Origin of the sequence: uncultured Streptococcus sp. (assembly GCF_963521865.1) — a bacterium.
GTDB lineage: Bacteria > Bacillota > Bacilli > Lactobacillales > Streptococcaceae > Streptococcus.
The window spans coordinates 38,102-53,881 of record NZ_CAUQWY010000003.1 but is presented as its reverse complement, the minus strand read 5'-3'; the positions used below and the strand labels follow the sequence as shown (position 1 = coordinate 53,881).

The following is a 15,780-nucleotide window of genomic DNA, read 5'->3' as shown; positions in this document are numbered from 1 at the left end:
AAAGTTCCGACATTGTTTTAGTAAGCTAACTTCCTGAAAATAGGAGTAAGCACACATCCCAGAAGGCAGTGATATTGATGAGAATATGAACTAGTATTGGATAGTAGAGATTTTTAGTCATGCGATACAATAGAGCCAAAATAAGACCTCCGCTGGCATAAATGAAAAAAGCAAGAGGAGTTAAAGCAAAATTGATATGAATATAACCGAAAATAATAGCAGAAAGCAAAACATCTCCGTACCAAGGCGAGTTTTTGAAAAAGGTTATCATAAGCACACCGCGATAAATCAATTCCTCAGCAATAGGGCCGATGAAGAAAGCTATGAGCAAGAAATAGGGTAATTCCTGTCTCCCTATCATTTCTATCGTTTCATTCAAAGAGATTTGATTTGAAGACGAGGGTATGAAATAAGACAAGAGGAAGTCCGACATATACGAAATGATGTAGCCCAGTAAAAGGTAGATAAAGTACCTCAGCTGCCACTTGAAATGAAAAGTTTGCTTTCCTGCAAAAACTAGTAGATAGATGACCGCTAATAAAAGAACTCCACTCTCCATCAAAAGCAGAATCTGAAAAAATTCATGACTTGCTGGTAGATAGGGCTTTGCGAGGTGATTGAAAACTCTCCAAAACCAAGTTGATTTGTAAAAAATTAAGGACAATGCTAGTAAAATTTGAATAGCTCGTTTTTTCATCTTAAATTCTCTGCTTTCTCCCCTTGTTTCTTCATATTCCTAATAAATTTTACTTAAAATCTCGCGGCACTTCCTTTGCAAAGATGGTTACCTCCTCCAATATATCCTAAATCATAGGTTCCTCTGGGACAAAATCCATGAATCGGCATAATTAATACTGGTTCCATTTGCCAAGCATAATAACCATTAGGTTCTTTACCATAGGGATCTGCTCCACCTTGTATCAGCTCTAATTCTTCATTTGTTAGATTTATATTTTTTGTCATTAAAATCATGATATATTTCCTCCGTTATTGTTTAGATTAGTTGAGTAATCTGATACTCATACCTACTTACAAAAAAACTATTTTAAGCTAGTTTTTTTATGCTTGTCTAGTTGCAACATTGACAAGTTTAGTATAGCATATCTTTTCCAAATATCCTCTTCAAATCATAAATTGACATCAAAACATCCTGAACTGTAAAATCAATTAGTCCCTACCCTTTTACCATTATCTTCTCCAAAATATGCTATAATAATACCAAAAGATAAAGAAGGAAGTCTTATGATTAAACTACTAGCCTTGGATATGGACGGAACCCTCCTCAATGAAGCCAAGGAAATCCCACAAGCTCACATTACTGCTATTCACCAAGCCATTGAAAAAGGTGTCAAACTAGTTCTCTGTACGGGTCGCCCGCTTTTCGGTGTCCTCCCCTACTATAAAAAATTGGGGCTTGACCTCCAGAATGAGTATGTGATTGTTAACAACGGTTGCTCAACCCACCAGACTAGCGATTGGAGTTTGGTTGACTGGCAAGAACTGAGTCCAGCTGACATCGAATACCTCTATGATCTAGCTGAAAAAAGTGAGGTTCAGTTGACTCTTTTTGATGAGGAGCATTATTTTGTCCTCGGTGGCAAGCCCAATCAAGTCATCCAAAATGATGCCAAGCTAGTCTTTTCAGACCTGACTGAAATTTCTCTTGAGGAAGCGATCAGTGGCAAATATCGCATGTTTCAAGGTATGTTTTTGGGGACAAAAGAGCAAACAGATGATTTTGAAGAGCGTTTTGCTACAGAACTCTGTCAACGATTCAGTGGCGTTCGTTCGCAGCCTGTCATTTATGAAGCCATGCCACTTGGAACGACAAAGGCTACTGCTCTTTCTCGACTGGCAGAGATTCTGAAGATTGATTCCTCAGAAATCATGGCTATGGGCGATGCCAATAACGATATTGAAATGCTCCAGTTTGCAGGGCTTGGTATCGCAATGGGAAATGCCAGCGATTATGTCAAATCTCTTGCGGATGACCTTACAGCAAGCAACGAAGAAGACGGCGTTGCGCGTGCCATTGAGAAATATATTCTATAATTAAGAAGCCCAGTTCGTGTCAACTGGGTTTTGATATTTAAGAATTCCTAAAACTTTAGAAACTCTTTAGAAATCCTTGAGCTTTCTTTGATTTCTATGCTGTATACTAAAGTTATCAAAATAAATCAAAAGGAGAGAATCATGAAAACAGTACTTGATATTCATGGATTGTCCAAAAACTTTGCCAAACAAGCTATTCTTCAGGATCTTCATCTAACGATAAGAGAGGGAGATATTTATGGACTTATAGGAAAGAATGGAGCTGGGAAGACCACCTTAATAAAAATCATTACGCAACTACTCTTTGCCGATAAAGGAACTGTTTCCCTCTTCTCCAGCAAAACGGAAAATGAGTGGAGCAAGTCTCTATCTCGAGTAGGTTCAGTGATCGAATCACCTGTAGCTCATAATCACTTAACAGCCTATCAAAACCTGAAATATTACTGCATGATTCGTCATATTCCAAATGCTGATCAAGTCATTCGAGAAACCCTGGACTATGTAGGTTTGGCAGATACAGGTAAGAAAGTCTTTCGTGATTTCTCGCTAGGAATGAAACAAAGACTTGGTATCGCCATTGCCCTCCTATCTAAACCAGACTTCCTGATCTTAGATGAACCTATCAATGGTCTCGACCCAATCGGTATCAAAGAATTTCGACTCATGATTCAACGCCTCAATCAAGAAAAAGGAATCACCATTCTCATCTCTAGCCATATCTTGTCAGAACTCTATCTCGTAGCAAATCGCTTTGGTATTTTAGATCAAGGCAAGATTATCCGTGAAATCAGCAAAGCTGAATTTGAGACACTAAGTGAGGATTATATTGTCCTTAAGACAGCTGACCAAGAGAAAGCTTGTCAAGTATTAAAAGAACAAATCCAGCTCCAGTTCAAGGTTGTTAATCCAGAAAATGAAATTCACATCTTTGGTCAGGAACAAGATGTCAAACAGATTCTTAAGGAATTAACCTTGGCAGATGTCGCCATTGACGAGATTTACTATGCCCGTCAAAACCTAGAAGAATACTTCACTCAATTGGTCCAATAGGAGGAAAATCATGATACATACCATTCAAGCAGACTTTTACCGTCTTTTCCGCTCCAAAGGATTCTGGATTACAGAATTCATTCTCTTTGTCCTCTTGCTACTGGGTGCCACTATCGGGGCTACAGGCCATCTGATGGCAATCCAGACAGAAAAACCAGAAATTTCAACCCATGGTTGGGACGGTATTCAAGCTCTTATCAATGCGTCTAGCAATGATTCAAACCTTGTTTTTCTCTGCATTATTCTAACATGTTTAGTTCTTGGGGTCGATCTAATCGGCAAGCTTTATAAAAATAGTTTGACAGTTGGCGTTTCTCGTACAGAGTTTTTCTTCGCTAAATCCTTTGTACTAGCAAGCATCGCTCTCTTGCAACTCATCGCCAGCCTTGTGATTGCTTTTGTTCCCTCAACTCTACTGAACGGACTTGGTACGATGCCTGATGGTTTTATTGCCAATCTCCTCTTAATGATTTTCCTTCAATTTCTATGCCTACTCGCTTGGCTTTCGATTATTTCCTTTATTCTCTACCTGACTCATTCTTATCTTGCCGTATTTATTGGTTATCTGATTAGCTCTATCATCCTTTCTATGCCAATGATCATTTTTCCAAATATCAAATTTTTACCATATTTGTCCTTGCATTTTTCCTATGCTATGACTGCTAATAGTGAATCCATTTTCTATACCCTTATAGTTACCTTAGCTGTTATTGTAATCTTTAATCTAAGTGGACTGGCAGTTTTCAAAAAGAAAAGTCTATAAAAAAGACCTCCTCTAGCCTACAGAGGAGGTTTCTTTCGTTAAAAGTAAATGAAAACCGATAACCACTGCCCATCTGTGCTTAGTTTCATTTCTGCACCAAGAAGATGGCATAATTCCTCAGTGATATAAAGGCCTAAACCAGAGGATTCTTCCGTGTCTGATAGATTTTCAGAATAAAAACGGTTGCTGAGATTTTCTATTCTTTTGATGGGCTGTTTAACAAGGTTTGCAATCTCTAAGACAAGCTGTTCCTTTTCCTTTCGCAAAGATAGCCGCGCTTCTTCCTTACCATGCTTGAGGATATTTCCAAGCAAATTTTGTAAAATTCGATCCAGTAAGTCCTCATCAGTTCTCATTTTTAAACCAGCTTCAACTTTAAAATCAAGCGTGATATTTGTCGCCTGAAAAACATCATAAAAAGCAAGAGTCTTCTTGGTAATAAAAGCTGAAAGATCAACTTCTTCCAGTTTCGGTTTGACAGCTCCTTCCATCAAACGACGATATTCTAGGAGAGCCTCCAAACGTTTGGAAACTAAATCAAGATGCTGGGCGATTTTTTGTAATGTTTCTCCTTTGTCTTCAGGAGACTTCATCAATTGTTGGGTGTAGCCTGAAGCGATAGTCAAAGGTGTCCGAATATCATGGGCGATATTGCTGATGGCCATATCCAGAGTCTGCTTTTCCCTTTTCATCACCAATCGAGATTGTTCCACTTCCTGAAATAGATTCTCAATCTGCTGGTAGAGATGTAAAAAATGTTTGGAAAAAATACTAACCCCTACTCTTTTCATACTACCCGTGAGAATCTTGTCTTCAATCTGTTGACTCAAGTTTTTAAGTGCTAGATGGTAGCGAATTAATAGAATCGATAAAATAATTAGGAGTATCAGTAGAACAAAGATTATCATGTAGGTCATTGCTTGTCTCCTTTTAATCTTACCCCAACTCCCCAGATGGTTTCAATATATTCTTGATTTGGGTCAAGCTGGTTTAATTTTTTACGAAGATTACTCAAATGCGTATTGAGGGTATTATCTCCAGGTAGGTAGCTATCCTCCCAGACCAATTCATAAAGTTCTTCCTTGGTGAAAATTTTCTTAGGGTGTTTAAGGAGAGTTTGGAGAATCAAGCATTCTTTCTTGGCAAGGCGAATCGTTTCCTGGCTATTTTTGATTTCAAAACTTTCTGCATCAAACTGGATATTTTTTAAGTTTTGTGGCAGATTTTCAGTTTTTCCTATTTCCATAGGCTGTTTTTCTACGCTTTGACGTAATTGAACAGTAACTCTGGCAAAGACTTCGTCCAAATCAAAAGGTTTCACTATGTAATCATTGGCACCGTCTAAAAGGTATTGACTGATTAACTTCTTATCGCTCAAAGCTGTTAGCATAATGACTGGAATTTGACTTTGTTCCCTGATGGCTTTTAAAACCTGATCCCCATTTTTCCCAGGAAGCATGATATCTAGCAAAACGAGGTCAATCCCACTTTGGTCAAAACGCATGATTCCTTCTGTACCAGAAAAGGCTTGAATCACCTCATGCTCCTCAGTAAGAAGTGTTCGTAAAATCTCTTGAATGTCACTATTGTCTTCAATAACCAGTATCCTAGCCATAAATACCAACCTTTCTGCAACTATTATAGCATGTTTTATTGATAAAGCTTAAACAGAAAAGCTCCTCGCATCAAAGCGCGAGAAAGCCTTAGAGGATTAAAATATAAAATCCATTTACTAGATAACATTGTATCCTTATAGTTGCTAGTGAAAACGAGTCTAGCAGAATGAATCTCTCATCTCTCCCCTACTAGTCCGTAATGCGTTGATACATTTCGGGTCTTCTATCTCGAAACAGGCCCCAGTTTAGGCGTTCGCTTGCTCCCTTATCTAGGTCATAAGTTGCTAACAGAACAGCTTCAGCTTGTCTTTCAGCTTGCTCTAGAATAGCTCCTGTTTCATCCGTCATAAAGGATGAACCGTAGAAGTCAAGACTGGAACTCTGTCCACCATTTTCCTCACTTGGAGTGACTTCCTCCAAGCCATAGCGATTGGCTGCAATAACTGGAACAATATTTGCTGCTGCGTGTCCTTGCATGGTACGTTGCCAATGGCCACAACTATCCGTATCTAAAATTGGCTCTGAACCGATGGCTGTAGGATAAAAGAGCAATTCAGCACCATTTAACGCAAGACAGCGCGCTGTTTCAGGGAACCATTGATCCCAACAGATTCCAATACCAATCTTAGCATAGCGAGTATCCCAGACCTTGAAACCAGTGTTGCCAGGCGTAAAATAAAACTTTTCTTGATAATAATGATCATCTGGTATGTGGGTCTTTCGATAAACGCCCAGCACTTCCCCATCAGCGTCAATAACTGCAATAGAGTTATACAAGACATTGCCATCTTTTTCATAGAAACTGATCGGTAAAACGACTTCTAGTTCCTTAGCAATCACCTTAAAATGCTGAATGGCAGCATTTTCTGTTACGGATTGGGCATGCTGGTAGTAGTCATACTGACGTTCCTGACAGAAATAGGGACGTTCAAATAACTCGGGCAAGAGGATAATTTGTGCGCCTTGTTCTGCAGCCTGACGTACTAAACGCTCTGCGGTTTGGATATTTGTTGCCACATCCTTGTCGCATTGCATCTGGATTGCTGCAACTTTTACATTTCTCATCTTTTTCTCCTATTCTGGGATTTGTTGGGTAATACAGTGGATATTGCCACCACCTAAAAGAATATCTCTGGCTGGTATTCCGACAACTTTACGGTCTGGGAAACACTTACTGAGGATATCTAAGACCACTTGGTCGTTTACATCCTGAAACTGTGGAACCAAGATAGCCTTGTTGGCGATATAAAAGTTTACGTAGGAAGCTGCTAGTCGTTCACCTGCGTATCGCTCTTCTTCTCCTTCTTCATAGATGTAGCCTGGCAAATCCTCTTTTGTCACAACTTGACGAACTGCAGGGATAGGCAATTTATGAATGGTGAAGTGACGACCTTTTGCATCTGTCTCTTGCTCTAAGAGTTCGAGATCTGCTTTTGACATGGCATATTGAGGATCACTTTCGTCGTCCGTCCAAGCCAAGACAAGTTCTGCAGGACCAACAAAGGCAGCAACATTGTCAACGTGTTCATTGGTTTCGTCCTGATAAATACCATAAGGAAGCCAGATAACTTTTTCAGCGCCAAGGCTCTTTAATAAGGTGTTTTCGATTTCCTCTTTAGTTAGGTTAGGATTGCGACCAGGACTAAGCAAGCAACTTTCAGTCACGAGAATGGTTCCTTGTCCATCGCTATGAATAGCTCCACCTTCCAATACAAAAGTTTTAGCATCATAAACAGGTATTTCCAAGGCTTCAGCAAAACGACTGGCTACTTGGTCATCATCTTCATAATCTTGATACAGACCATCATAGGTGCCTCCCCAAGCATTGAAGGCCCAATCCACGGCTAATTTCTTACCTTTATCATTGATGAGAATAGTCGGTCCTGTATCACGCGCCCAGGCATCATTGGTGGGAATGTCTAGATAAACGACCTTGTCTCCAAGATAGGATTGGGCTTCAGCTAAGTAGTCTTGCTCCACCAAAAGATAGACTCTCTCCCCTTGAGCTATGGTTTTGATAATCTGGATAAATGCTCTTTTAGCAGCTTTTCCTTGAAAGGGCCATGAACCTGGTCGAGTCGGCCATATCATGAGGGTACCATGATGAGGTTCGTACTCTGCTGGCATACGATAGCCTAATTTTTTGGGACTGTTCATCATGATAATCTCCCTTTAAAATCTTGATAGCCGAAGGCTTTGACTAAGCTGCAGTCACCCTTCTCGTCCATGAGATAAAGACTTGGTAATCCAATACCGTTAAAGGTATTATTTTTAACAAATGAGTAAATAGCCATGTCTTCAAAATAAAGTCTATCACCGATTTGAACTGGATTTTCAAAGCTATAATCACCAATCACATCGCCTGTCAGACAAGTATTGGAAGAAAGTCTATAGGTATGGGCTTTTTCCTGTGCCTCAAAGCCATTTCTCAAAGGTGGGCGATAGGGCATCTCAAGTACATCAGGCATATGGCAGGTCGCAGAGGCGTCTAAAACCAAGATTTCCATGCCGTTTTCTACAATATCCAATACTTCAGTTGCTAGATAACCCGCATTGAGCGCAATGGCTTCACCCGGCTCGATATAGACTTCAAGATTGTAAGTTTCTCGGATACGCTTGATCTCAGAAATCAGCAAATCTACATCATAGTCCTCTCTTGTAATGTGATGTCCGCCCCCCATATTGAGCCATTTGACCTCATGTAAGTACGAACCAAACTGCTCTTCTACAGCTTTCAAAGTTGTCTCTAAATCATCTGAACCTTGCTCGCAAAGGGTATGAAAATGAAGTCCGTCCACCAAATCCAGCAAATCACTCGGAATCTTGTCTAGAGTGACTCCAAAACGAGAACCAGGTGTACAAGGGTCATAGAGCGCATGGTCACCCTGTGTTGAACATTGAGGATTGAGACGTAAACCAACACTGATACCAGCCTCACGACAACGCGAACCATGCTTACGCAACTGTCTCTCAGAATTAAAAACGATATGGTCTGTTATCTCAAGTAATTCCTCCATGTCCTCATCCTTGAAAGCAGGCGCAAAGACATGGACTTCACCAGGAAATTCTTCCCTTGCCAATTTGGCTTCATAAAGACCACTGGCAGTAGTCCCAGATAGATACTGGCTAATCAAGGGATAGGTTTTGTAGAGGGAATAGGCCTTCTGGGCAAGCAAAACCTTGCAACCAGCTTCTTCTTGAACATAATGTAGGATACGGCAATTGGCTTCTAACTTGGCCAAATCAATGACATAGGCTGGTGTTGGTACTTGTTCTAGCTTCATTAGTCCACCATTTGTGGATTTTCAACCACAACCCAAGGTAAACCATACTCATTCAAAGCTTCCATGAATGGATCTGGATCTAACTCCTCAAGGTTATACACTCCAGCTTGTTTCCAAGTACCATTCATAACCAATTTTGTCCCAATCATGGCTGGAACGCCAGTCGTGTAAGAAATTGCTTGTGAACCAACTTCTGCGTAACATTCCTGATGGTCGCAGACATTGTAGATGTAGATGGTCTTTTCAACGCCGTCTTTGACACCTGTAAAGATACATCCAATATTGGTTTTACCTACAGTACGTGGGCCAAGGCTGGCTGGATCTGGTAACAAGGCTTTTAAGAATTGAATCGGTACTATTTCTTGGCCGTTGAAGTTAATGGCATCCGTACGAAGGAACCCTACATTTTCCAAACATTTCATGTGCGTTAGATAAGATTGACCAAAAGTCATAAAGAAACGAATCCGTTTGACACCTGGAATGTTTTTCGCCAATGATTCGATTTCTTCATGGTGAAGGAGATACATATCTTTTTGTCCAACTTGAGGGAAATCGTACTCACGCTTGATAGACATGGCTTCGACCTCAACCCATTTCCCATCTTCCCAGTAAGAACCTGGTGCAGAAACCTCGCGTAGATTGATTTCTGGGTTAAAGTTTGTTGCAAATGGATAACCGTGGTCACCGCCATTACAGTCTAAAATGTCGATATAATGGATTTCATCAAAATAATGTTTGAGGGCATAAGCTGAAAAGACACTGGTCACACCTGGGTCAAATCCAGAACCAAGAAGAGCGGTCAAGCCAGCTTCTTTGAATTTCTCCTGATAAGCCCATTGCCATGAGTAGTCAAAGTAAGCTGTAAAACCAAGATCCTTACAACGTTTCTCATAAATAGCACGCCATTCAGGGTCTTCTGTGTCTTCTGCTTCGTAGTTGGCTGTATCGATATAGTGAACACCTGTTGCCAAACAAGCGTCCATAATGGTTAAATCTTGATATGGTAAAGCTACGTTCAAAACAGCTTCTGGCTTGTAGCTTTCAATCAGCGCAATCACTTCTTCAACCTTATCAGCATCAAGAGCAGCTGTCTCAATCTTTGTACTTGTTTTGCCTTCTAATTTAGCCTTCAAGTCATCACATTTTGACTTGGTACGGCTAGCAATCATAATTTCTGTAAAGGTTTCGCTATCTTGACAAATCTTTGAAATAGCAACTTGGGCAACGCCCCCACATCCAATAACTAGTAAACGACTCATTTTTTTCCTTCCTCTTCTTCTAAAATGTCCTCAACATACTTGGGTAACATAAAGGCCCCTACGTGTAAGTTTGCAGTGTAATATTCCGTAAATAACTGGCGTTTTTTCCAGCCTTCCTTATCAAAATCTTTTACAGGGTGGTATTTTTTCGATGCAAATCCAAACAACCAATAGCCAGCTGGGCTAGTTGGAATATGGGCTTGATAGACCCGACTGATTGGAAAGGCTTGATTGACCTTGCGGTGCATACTTCGGCAAGCTGACTCATCCTCGTCAAAGAAGGGACTCCCATGCTGGTAAATCATGATGCCGTCTTCTTTCAAGGCTCTGTAACTATTACCGTAAAATTCCTTGGTAAAGAGCCCTTCCGTATGTCCAAATGGATCTGTCGCATCGTTGATGATAATATCATAATCATCTTCGCAGTTTCGCAAAAAGCGTAGCCCATTTTGGTAGTAAATGGTAACACGAGGATCATCTAGTCCCGCAGCAAAGTCTGGGAAATACTCACGGCAAACCTCGACCAACATCTCATCTGGTTCCACAATATCGATTTGTTCCAATTCTGGATACAGTGTCAAAACTTGGGCGACACCGCCGTCGCCACCTCCTATTACCAAGACTTTCTTGGGATTTGGGTGGACAGCCATGGGAACGTGGACCGTCATTTCATTGTAAACAAAATCATCTGCATCTGAGAACAAGACGTGCCCATTTAAGATTAATATTTTCCCAAAAGCTGGTGTGTCCAAGACTTCGATATCTTGCCATTCACTTTTACCAGCATAGAGTTGCTTGGCGGTTCTCAGGGACAATTTCACATCTGGAGTATGAACTTCAGAAAACCATAAATCCATCTAGTTCTCCTTTCTCTTAATGACGTTGATGCGATTGACCTCAGGATCTTCCGTCCCTTGGAGAGAGCAACCACGTTCCTTGGCAAATTGGATATAGTCTACAATTTCTCGTGTAATGCGTTCTCCAGGAGCCAAGATAGGGATTCCTGGAGGATAGCACATGACAAATTCCCCACATACTTGTCCAACAGACTCATTTAAGGTTAAACTTCTTCTCTCTGAATAGAAGGCTTCTTGTGGAGACAGCACCAACTCAGGCTGAATATATTCTCCAGCTATTAAGTCTTTTCCATCTCTCGAGTAAAGTCTCTTGATATCCGCCAAAGCACCGACCAGACGCTCGATGTCTTGGATACGGTCGCCAATGGAAATATAGGCCAAGATATTGCCAATATCCCCAAACTCAATCTGAATGTCGTATTCGTCTCGTAGGAGGTCATAAACCTCGATACCTGTTAAGCCAATACCCTGAGTGTAAACAGACAACTTGGTCACGTCAAAATCACAGACCGACACATCGTCTATTAACTCTTTTGAGTAGGCATAATAACCACCAATAGCATTGATTTCACGGCGAGCATACTCTGATAATTCAATGAATTTTTCAAAAGACTCTTTACCACGAAGGGCCAAGTTGCGACGTGAAATATCCAAACTAGCCATCAACAAGTAAGAGGCAGATGTTGACTGGGTAAGATTGATAATCTGACGAACGTACTCAGGATTCATCTGCTCCCCTATTAAAAGAAGCGAACTTTGGGTCAAACTCCCACCAGACTTATGCATAGAGACCGCCGCCATATCAGCACCTGCATCCATAGCAGAAATTGGAAGTTTATCTGTAAAATGCAAATGCGCTCCGTGGGCTTCATCTACCAAAACCATCATGCCAGCTTCATGAGCCATTTCTGTCAACCCCTTTAGGTCTGAACAGATTCCGTAGTAAGTAGGATTGTTAATCAAAATGGCCTTGGCATCGGGATGGTCCTTTATGGCCTGGGCTACACGGTCATTTTCAAGACCTAAAGCGATGCCGATTTTAGGATCCACACTCATTTCGATATAGATAGGAATGGCACCGCATAGAACCAGCGCATTGATAGCAGATTTATGGACATTTCGTGGCAGAATAATCTTATCTCCAGCTTTACAAGTCGAAAGAATCATGGTTTGAACAGATGAGGTTGTTCCACCAATCATGAGAAAGGCATGGCTAGCTCCAAAAGCTTCCGCAGCCAGCTCCTCTGCATCCCGAATAATCGAAATGGGGTGCCCTAGATTATCCAAGGGTTTCATCGAATTAACATCAATGCCAACACATTTTTCCCCTAACAGTTCGACAAGTTCTGGATTTCCCCTTCCTCGTTTGTGACCTGGAACATCAAAGGGAACAATCCTTTTCTTGCGTAACTTGACCAAGGCCTCATAAATTGGGGCTTGATTTTGATCTAACTTCTTCAAGACATACTCCTTTACCGTATTTTTAGCACCCCAAGAATATAAAGGCGACTAAAGGTTGACTCATGAAAAAAGAGCAGGTTTTCACCTGCTCTGCAATCTTCTGACGTTTTTATGTTTGTTTCTTTTGAGTATGTCTGTTCCTGATGTTTCCTAACTCTCTAGTAGCAAATATTACGTACTTTATTGATCGTTTCACAAGATGACGTGTGCTTTCACCACACTAAAAATTTATGAATTTGGATAAAAATCCTAACATCAACTTATAAAAGTAGGCTTTTAACCCTATCAATAATGTGGCTTTTCAACCACGCTTCGGCATTCAACCCTGCCTGTCCGTAGGCATTTTTTACTCGGGTTTATATTTGCTAGAAAACATCATCTCATTTTCTAAGCTTTATTACTATAACATGTTTTTAAGAACTTGTAAAGCATTTTTTGATAAAAAATAAAAATATGTTCGTAAACTCTTTGGTTTATGTAAAAAATATCAATAAATCTTTTCTTGTAAACGATTATAAAGTGAACAAAATGTTTATCGTATTTAATTTTAAATTTTTTATGCTATTCTATACTCTTTACCTTCGGTGTTTGATCTATCAGAAAAAATGCTGAAATTTCTACATCATTAGAATCGTGCAACTTTTTTCAGATACTGTTAAAAGATTGATTTCTCTATATTTTTCCTTTATACTGGATAAAAAGGAGAATAGTATGTCAGAAACAAATCACGAAATTGATTCAAATTTTGCAGGTCGTTTAAATATCCTGCGTGCGGGTGTTCTTGGTGCTAACGATGGGATTATTTCCATTGCTGGTGTGGTTATCGGGGTTGCCAGTGCCACGAGCAATATCTGGATTATCTTTTTATCAGGTTTTGCGGCTATCTTAGCTGGTGCCTTTTCAATGGCTGGTGGAGAATATGTGTCCGTTTCAACTCAAAAAGATACCGAGGAAGCAGCCGTTGCGCGTGAGCAAGTCTTGCTAGACCAAGATATGGAACTAGCCAAAAAGTCCCTCTATGCTGCCTATATTCAAAATGGCGAGTGTGAAACATCAGCCCAACTTCTCACCAACAAAGCCTTTTTAAATAATCCGCTTAAGGCTTTGGTAGAGGAAAAATATGGGATTGAGTATGAAGAGTTTACCAATCCTTGGCATGCTGCTATCTCTAGCTTTATTTCTTTTTTCCTTGGAAGTTTGCCTCCAATGCTGTCAATTACCATTTTCCCAAGTGAATACCGCATCCCTGCTACTGTCTTGATTGTAGGACTCTCACTCTTGGTGACTGGCTACACAAGTGCTAGACTTGGAAAAGCTCCAACCAAAACTGCTATGATTCGGAACCTTGCTATTGGTCTCTTGACCATGGGAGTTACCTTCCTGCTCGGACAACTTTTCAGCATTTAGAATACAAGAAATACCTCGATTTTGAAGTCGAGGTATCTTTTTTACATTTGCACAATTTTACGATAACTTCTAGAAGTAATCATGAAAATCAACACATAGGCGATGAGGAAGATAGCGCAGATAGACAAGGTTACAGTCAACATCATATTCGTATCTATTACACCAATTACTTTTAAAATCAGACTAAGCATATGGTAGGCAAAGGCTAGATGTATGAAGGCAAAGAGCAAAGGAAGGAAGAAAACAGTTAAAACCTGTTTGTTAATGGTTTGCTTGATTTGCTTTTGATCTAAACCAACTTTCTGCAAGATAATAAAGCGCTCACGGTCTTCATATCCTTCAGAAATTTGTTTGTAATAGATGACCAGAACGGTTCCGACCATAAAGATAATGGATAGGAAAATACCGATAAAGAAGACACCACCAAAGAGGGCACTCATCTGAGCACTGGCATCTGCTAGATTGCTACCATACACATAACTACCTTCAGTGTTTAATTGAGCATTAAACTGATTGAGGTAGTTTTCATATTCTTCAGCGACCTTGAGTTGTTCTTCTTCACTGATATTTACATTCATACCACCGTAAAACTGATTATAGATAGCCGAATCTGGGAATTGATCCAAAAAGGCTTGTAAATTAGGTACAACAAGGTAATTGTAATCAGAAGTCAAAATATTAAACTGATTTGGGACATGGTTCACAATGAAATCTTTAGTAAATTCTTCTTTTACAGAAAATTGATGATCATTTAGAGTTAGAGCTTTCTGTTCTTTAACTCCCTCATTCTTTGCAAAGAGTCCGACCTCATTTCCTGAAAGAGACAGTTTTTGACCAGTCATATTTTCATAATCTTTTTGGTCAAATACCATGAAAACTGTTGTAGGTTGAACACGATTTTGTCCTTTTTCAAAAATAGTTAACTTGGTTCCTTCTTGATTTGAAACACCAAAGTAAGTATAACGAAGCACTTCTTTCTCTTTAATCTTATAACCTTTGTCACTTGCAAACTGGCTCAAGAGTTTGTCCAAATCTTCTTTTTCAACATTTTTCCCTGAAACCCCAAAATCATGAGGATTTAGAACTTTTTTAAAGCTTTCTGAGGCATTGAAAATACTAGTCGCTGCAGACATGGTTACCAAGACCATTGTTGACAAAATAGCGATAGTTGCTAGTCCAACCGCATTTTTCTTCATACGGAAAATCAAATTAGACACTGAGATAAGGTTATTTGGCTGGTAATAGTATTTTTTGTTTTTCTTTAAGATTTGTAGGAAGACTGTAATCCCTGCATTAAACAAGAGATAGGTACCAATTATAACCAGCAAAACAGCTAAGAAGAAGGTTGTTAGAGCTGTAAGGGGATCTTTTACAGTAAGGGAAAGATAATATCCAATCCCTAAACTAATGGAGCCAAGAATGGTTTGAAGAGGTAGAAAACGACCTTTTTTCTCCCCACTAGCTTTTTCACGAGAGAGCTGGAGGGCATTCATGCGGGCGATTCGAAGGGCATTCAGGAACATGAGCCCTAGAAAAATCAAGCCAAAGACAACAAGTACTGTAATGACAACTTTCATCTGGAAGGTAGAAACCAGTTCAACCTTCAATTTCATTAGTTTGAGTAAGAAGGCGAAAATTAACTTGTCAAACAAGGCTCCAATACCGATTCCTGCTCCAACAGTTAGAATTCCAAATAGCACCAACTCCTTAAAGGTCATACTGATCAGATGACGTTTCTCCAAACCCAACATGCCATAAATTCCCAGTTCCTTGGAACGGTTTTTCATAACAAAACTATTGGCATAGAGGACGATAATGGCTGACGCAAGGGTGACGACAAACATACCAAATCCAAGTGTAGCCTGAATGGTTGTACCTCCACGAATTTCCGCAATCTTTGGATTGAAAGTTAGAGAGTAAAAGAGATAGGTGACAGTGACTGCCAAGAGAACAGCCAGCGCAAAAGGATAGTAGAGTTTGCGGTTTTTAATCAAATTCGATACCGCTAACTTATTGGTTAATCGAAACATA

At 40.0% G+C, this 15,780-nt stretch carries 15 protein-coding genes; 4 read left to right on the top strand and 11 right to left on the bottom strand.

Going from position 1 to position 15,780, the window contains the following annotated elements; all coding sequences use genetic code 11:
• Positions 1 to 25 precede the first annotated feature (25 nt).
• Both RWO85_RS01815 and RWO85_RS01810 read right to left on the bottom strand, forming a co-directional pair.
• The gene (locus RWO85_RS01815; protein ID WP_314413626.1) at positions 26 to 697 is read right to left on the bottom strand and encodes a CPBP family intramembrane glutamic endopeptidase; all 672 of its coding nucleotides are present in this window, start codon (positions 695 to 697) and stop codon (positions 26 to 28) included.
• A 53-nt stretch (positions 698 to 750) separates the two neighbouring features.
• Positions 751 to 972 (bottom strand): SP_0924 family bacteriocin-like peptide, encoded by a 222-nt coding sequence (locus tag RWO85_RS01810; protein WP_061424837.1) that lies wholly within the window; start codon positions 970 to 972, stop codon positions 751 to 753.
• A 270-nt stretch (positions 973 to 1,242) separates the two neighbouring features.
• Here RWO85_RS01810 and RWO85_RS01805 point away from each other — a divergent pair, with 270 nt between their 5' ends.
• The 3 genes from RWO85_RS01805 (at position 1,243) to RWO85_RS01795 (ending at position 3,865) form a co-directional block, all read left to right on the top strand.
• Positions 1,243 to 2,052, top strand: coding sequence for a Cof-type HAD-IIB family hydrolase (locus RWO85_RS01805; protein WP_314413624.1), 810 nt, complete (start codon positions 1,243 to 1,245; stop codon positions 2,050 to 2,052).
• A gap of 141 nt (positions 2,053 to 2,193) precedes the next feature.
• Positions 2,194 to 3,102, top strand: a complete 909-nt coding sequence (locus tag RWO85_RS01800) for an ATP-binding cassette domain-containing protein (RefSeq protein ID WP_314413621.1) — start codon at positions 2,194 to 2,196, stop codon at positions 3,100 to 3,102.
• 10 nt (positions 3,103 to 3,112) lie between these two features.
• On the top strand, positions 3,113 to 3,865 hold the full coding sequence (locus RWO85_RS01795; protein WP_314413619.1) for an ABC transporter permease: 753 nt from the start codon (positions 3,113 to 3,115) through the stop codon (positions 3,863 to 3,865).
• A 38-nt stretch (positions 3,866 to 3,903) separates the two neighbouring features.
• Here the strand turns inward: RWO85_RS01795 and RWO85_RS01790 are convergent, their stop codons facing one another.
• From RWO85_RS01790 to RWO85_RS01755, 8 genes are all read right to left on the bottom strand, one after another.
• Complete coding sequence (locus RWO85_RS01790; RefSeq protein WP_314413617.1) at positions 3,904 to 4,782, bottom strand: HAMP domain-containing sensor histidine kinase; 879 nt, start codon at positions 4,780 to 4,782, stop codon at positions 3,904 to 3,906.
• Positions 4,779 to 5,480 (bottom strand): response regulator transcription factor, encoded by a 702-nt coding sequence (locus RWO85_RS01785; protein ID WP_314413616.1) that lies wholly within the window; start codon positions 5,478 to 5,480, stop codon positions 4,779 to 4,781. Before RWO85_RS01785 ends, RWO85_RS01790 begins: the two co-directional genes overlap by 4 nt.
• Positions 5,481 to 5,670: 190 nt before the next feature.
• The gene (gene aguB / locus RWO85_RS01780; protein WP_314413614.1) at positions 5,671 to 6,546 is read right to left on the bottom strand and encodes an N-carbamoylputrescine amidase; all 876 of its coding nucleotides are present in this window, start codon (positions 6,544 to 6,546) and stop codon (positions 5,671 to 5,673) included.
• Between the two features lie 9 nt (positions 6,547 to 6,555).
• Complete coding sequence (gene aguA / locus RWO85_RS01775) at positions 6,556 to 7,641, bottom strand: agmatine deiminase (RefSeq protein ID WP_314413613.1); 1,086 nt, start codon at positions 7,639 to 7,641, stop codon at positions 6,556 to 6,558.
• Complete coding sequence (gene nspC, locus RWO85_RS01770) at positions 7,638 to 8,765, bottom strand: carboxynorspermidine decarboxylase (protein ID WP_314413611.1); 1,128 nt, start codon at positions 8,763 to 8,765, stop codon at positions 7,638 to 7,640. Before nspC ends, aguA begins: the two co-directional genes overlap by 4 nt.
• The gene (locus RWO85_RS01765) at positions 8,765 to 10,024 is read right to left on the bottom strand and encodes a saccharopine dehydrogenase family protein (protein ID WP_314413609.1); all 1,260 of its coding nucleotides are present in this window, start codon (positions 10,022 to 10,024) and stop codon (positions 8,765 to 8,767) included. The genes nspC and RWO85_RS01765 overlap by 1 nt, the downstream gene beginning before the upstream one ends.
• The gene (gene speE / locus RWO85_RS01760) at positions 10,021 to 10,881 is read right to left on the bottom strand and encodes a polyamine aminopropyltransferase (protein ID WP_000366713.1); all 861 of its coding nucleotides are present in this window, start codon (positions 10,879 to 10,881) and stop codon (positions 10,021 to 10,023) included. The genes RWO85_RS01765 and speE overlap by 4 nt, the downstream gene beginning before the upstream one ends.
• Positions 10,882 to 12,342: an aminotransferase class I/II-fold pyridoxal phosphate-dependent enzyme gene (locus RWO85_RS01755; protein ID WP_314413608.1), complete on the bottom strand. Its 1,461-nt coding sequence runs from the start codon at positions 12,340 to 12,342 to the stop codon at positions 10,882 to 10,884.
• 711 nt (positions 12,343 to 13,053) lie between these two features.
• On the opposite strand from RWO85_RS01755, the gene RWO85_RS01750 reads away from it, so the two are divergent.
• Entirely contained in the window at positions 13,054 to 13,749 is a 696-nt protein-coding gene (locus RWO85_RS01750) for a VIT family protein (protein WP_314413605.1), read from the top strand.
• 41 nt (positions 13,750 to 13,790) lie between these two features.
• On the opposite strand, the gene RWO85_RS01745 is transcribed toward RWO85_RS01750, so the two are convergent.
• The gene (locus RWO85_RS01745; protein ID WP_314413603.1) at positions 13,791 to 15,779 is read right to left on the bottom strand and encodes an ABC transporter permease; all 1,989 of its coding nucleotides are present in this window, start codon (positions 15,777 to 15,779) and stop codon (positions 13,791 to 13,793) included.
• Position 15,780: the final 1 nt, after the last annotated feature.

What these genes read in the sequence shown, in the direction of transcription:
- RWO85_RS01765 (WP_314413609.1), bottom strand. Translation starts at nt 10,024, where the DNA reads ATGAGTCGTTTACTAGTTATTGGATGTGGGGGCGTTGCCCAAGTTGCT.
- RWO85_RS01800 (WP_314413621.1), top strand. Translation starts at nt 2,194, where the DNA reads ATGAAAACAGTACTTGATATTCATGGATTGTCCAAAAACTTTGCCAAA.
- RWO85_RS01810 (WP_061424837.1), bottom strand. Translation starts at nt 972, where the DNA reads ATGATTTTAATGACAAAAAATATAAATCTAACAAATGAAGAATTAGAG.
- RWO85_RS01790 (WP_314413617.1), bottom strand. Translation starts at nt 4,782, where the DNA reads ATGACCTACATGATAATCTTTGTTCTACTGATACTCCTAATTATTTTA.
- aguA (WP_314413613.1), bottom strand. Translation starts at nt 7,641, where the DNA reads ATGATGAACAGTCCCAAAAAATTAGGCTATCGTATGCCAGCAGAGTAC.
- RWO85_RS01815 (WP_314413626.1), bottom strand. Translation starts at nt 697, where the DNA reads ATGAAAAAACGAGCTATTCAAATTTTACTAGCATTGTCCTTAATTTTT.
- nspC (WP_314413611.1), bottom strand. Translation starts at nt 8,765, where the DNA reads ATGAAGCTAGAACAAGTACCAACACCAGCCTATGTCATTGATTTGGCC.
- RWO85_RS01750 (WP_314413605.1), top strand. Translation starts at nt 13,054, where the DNA reads ATGTCAGAAACAAATCACGAAATTGATTCAAATTTTGCAGGTCGTTTA.
- RWO85_RS01805 (WP_314413624.1), top strand. Translation starts at nt 1,243, where the DNA reads ATGATTAAACTACTAGCCTTGGATATGGACGGAACCCTCCTCAATGAA.
- aguB (WP_314413614.1), bottom strand. Translation starts at nt 6,546, where the DNA reads ATGAGAAATGTAAAAGTTGCAGCAATCCAGATGCAATGCGACAAGGAT.
- RWO85_RS01795 (WP_314413619.1), top strand. Translation starts at nt 3,113, where the DNA reads ATGATACATACCATTCAAGCAGACTTTTACCGTCTTTTCCGCTCCAAA.
- RWO85_RS01745 (WP_314413603.1), bottom strand. Translation starts at nt 15,779, where the DNA reads ATGTTTCGATTAACCAATAAGTTAGCGGTATCGAATTTGATTAAAAAC.
- speE (WP_000366713.1), bottom strand. Translation starts at nt 10,881, where the DNA reads ATGGATTTATGGTTTTCTGAAGTTCATACTCCAGATGTGAAATTGTCC.
- RWO85_RS01785 (WP_314413616.1), bottom strand. Translation starts at nt 5,480, where the DNA reads ATGGCTAGGATACTGGTTATTGAAGACAATAGTGACATTCAAGAGATT.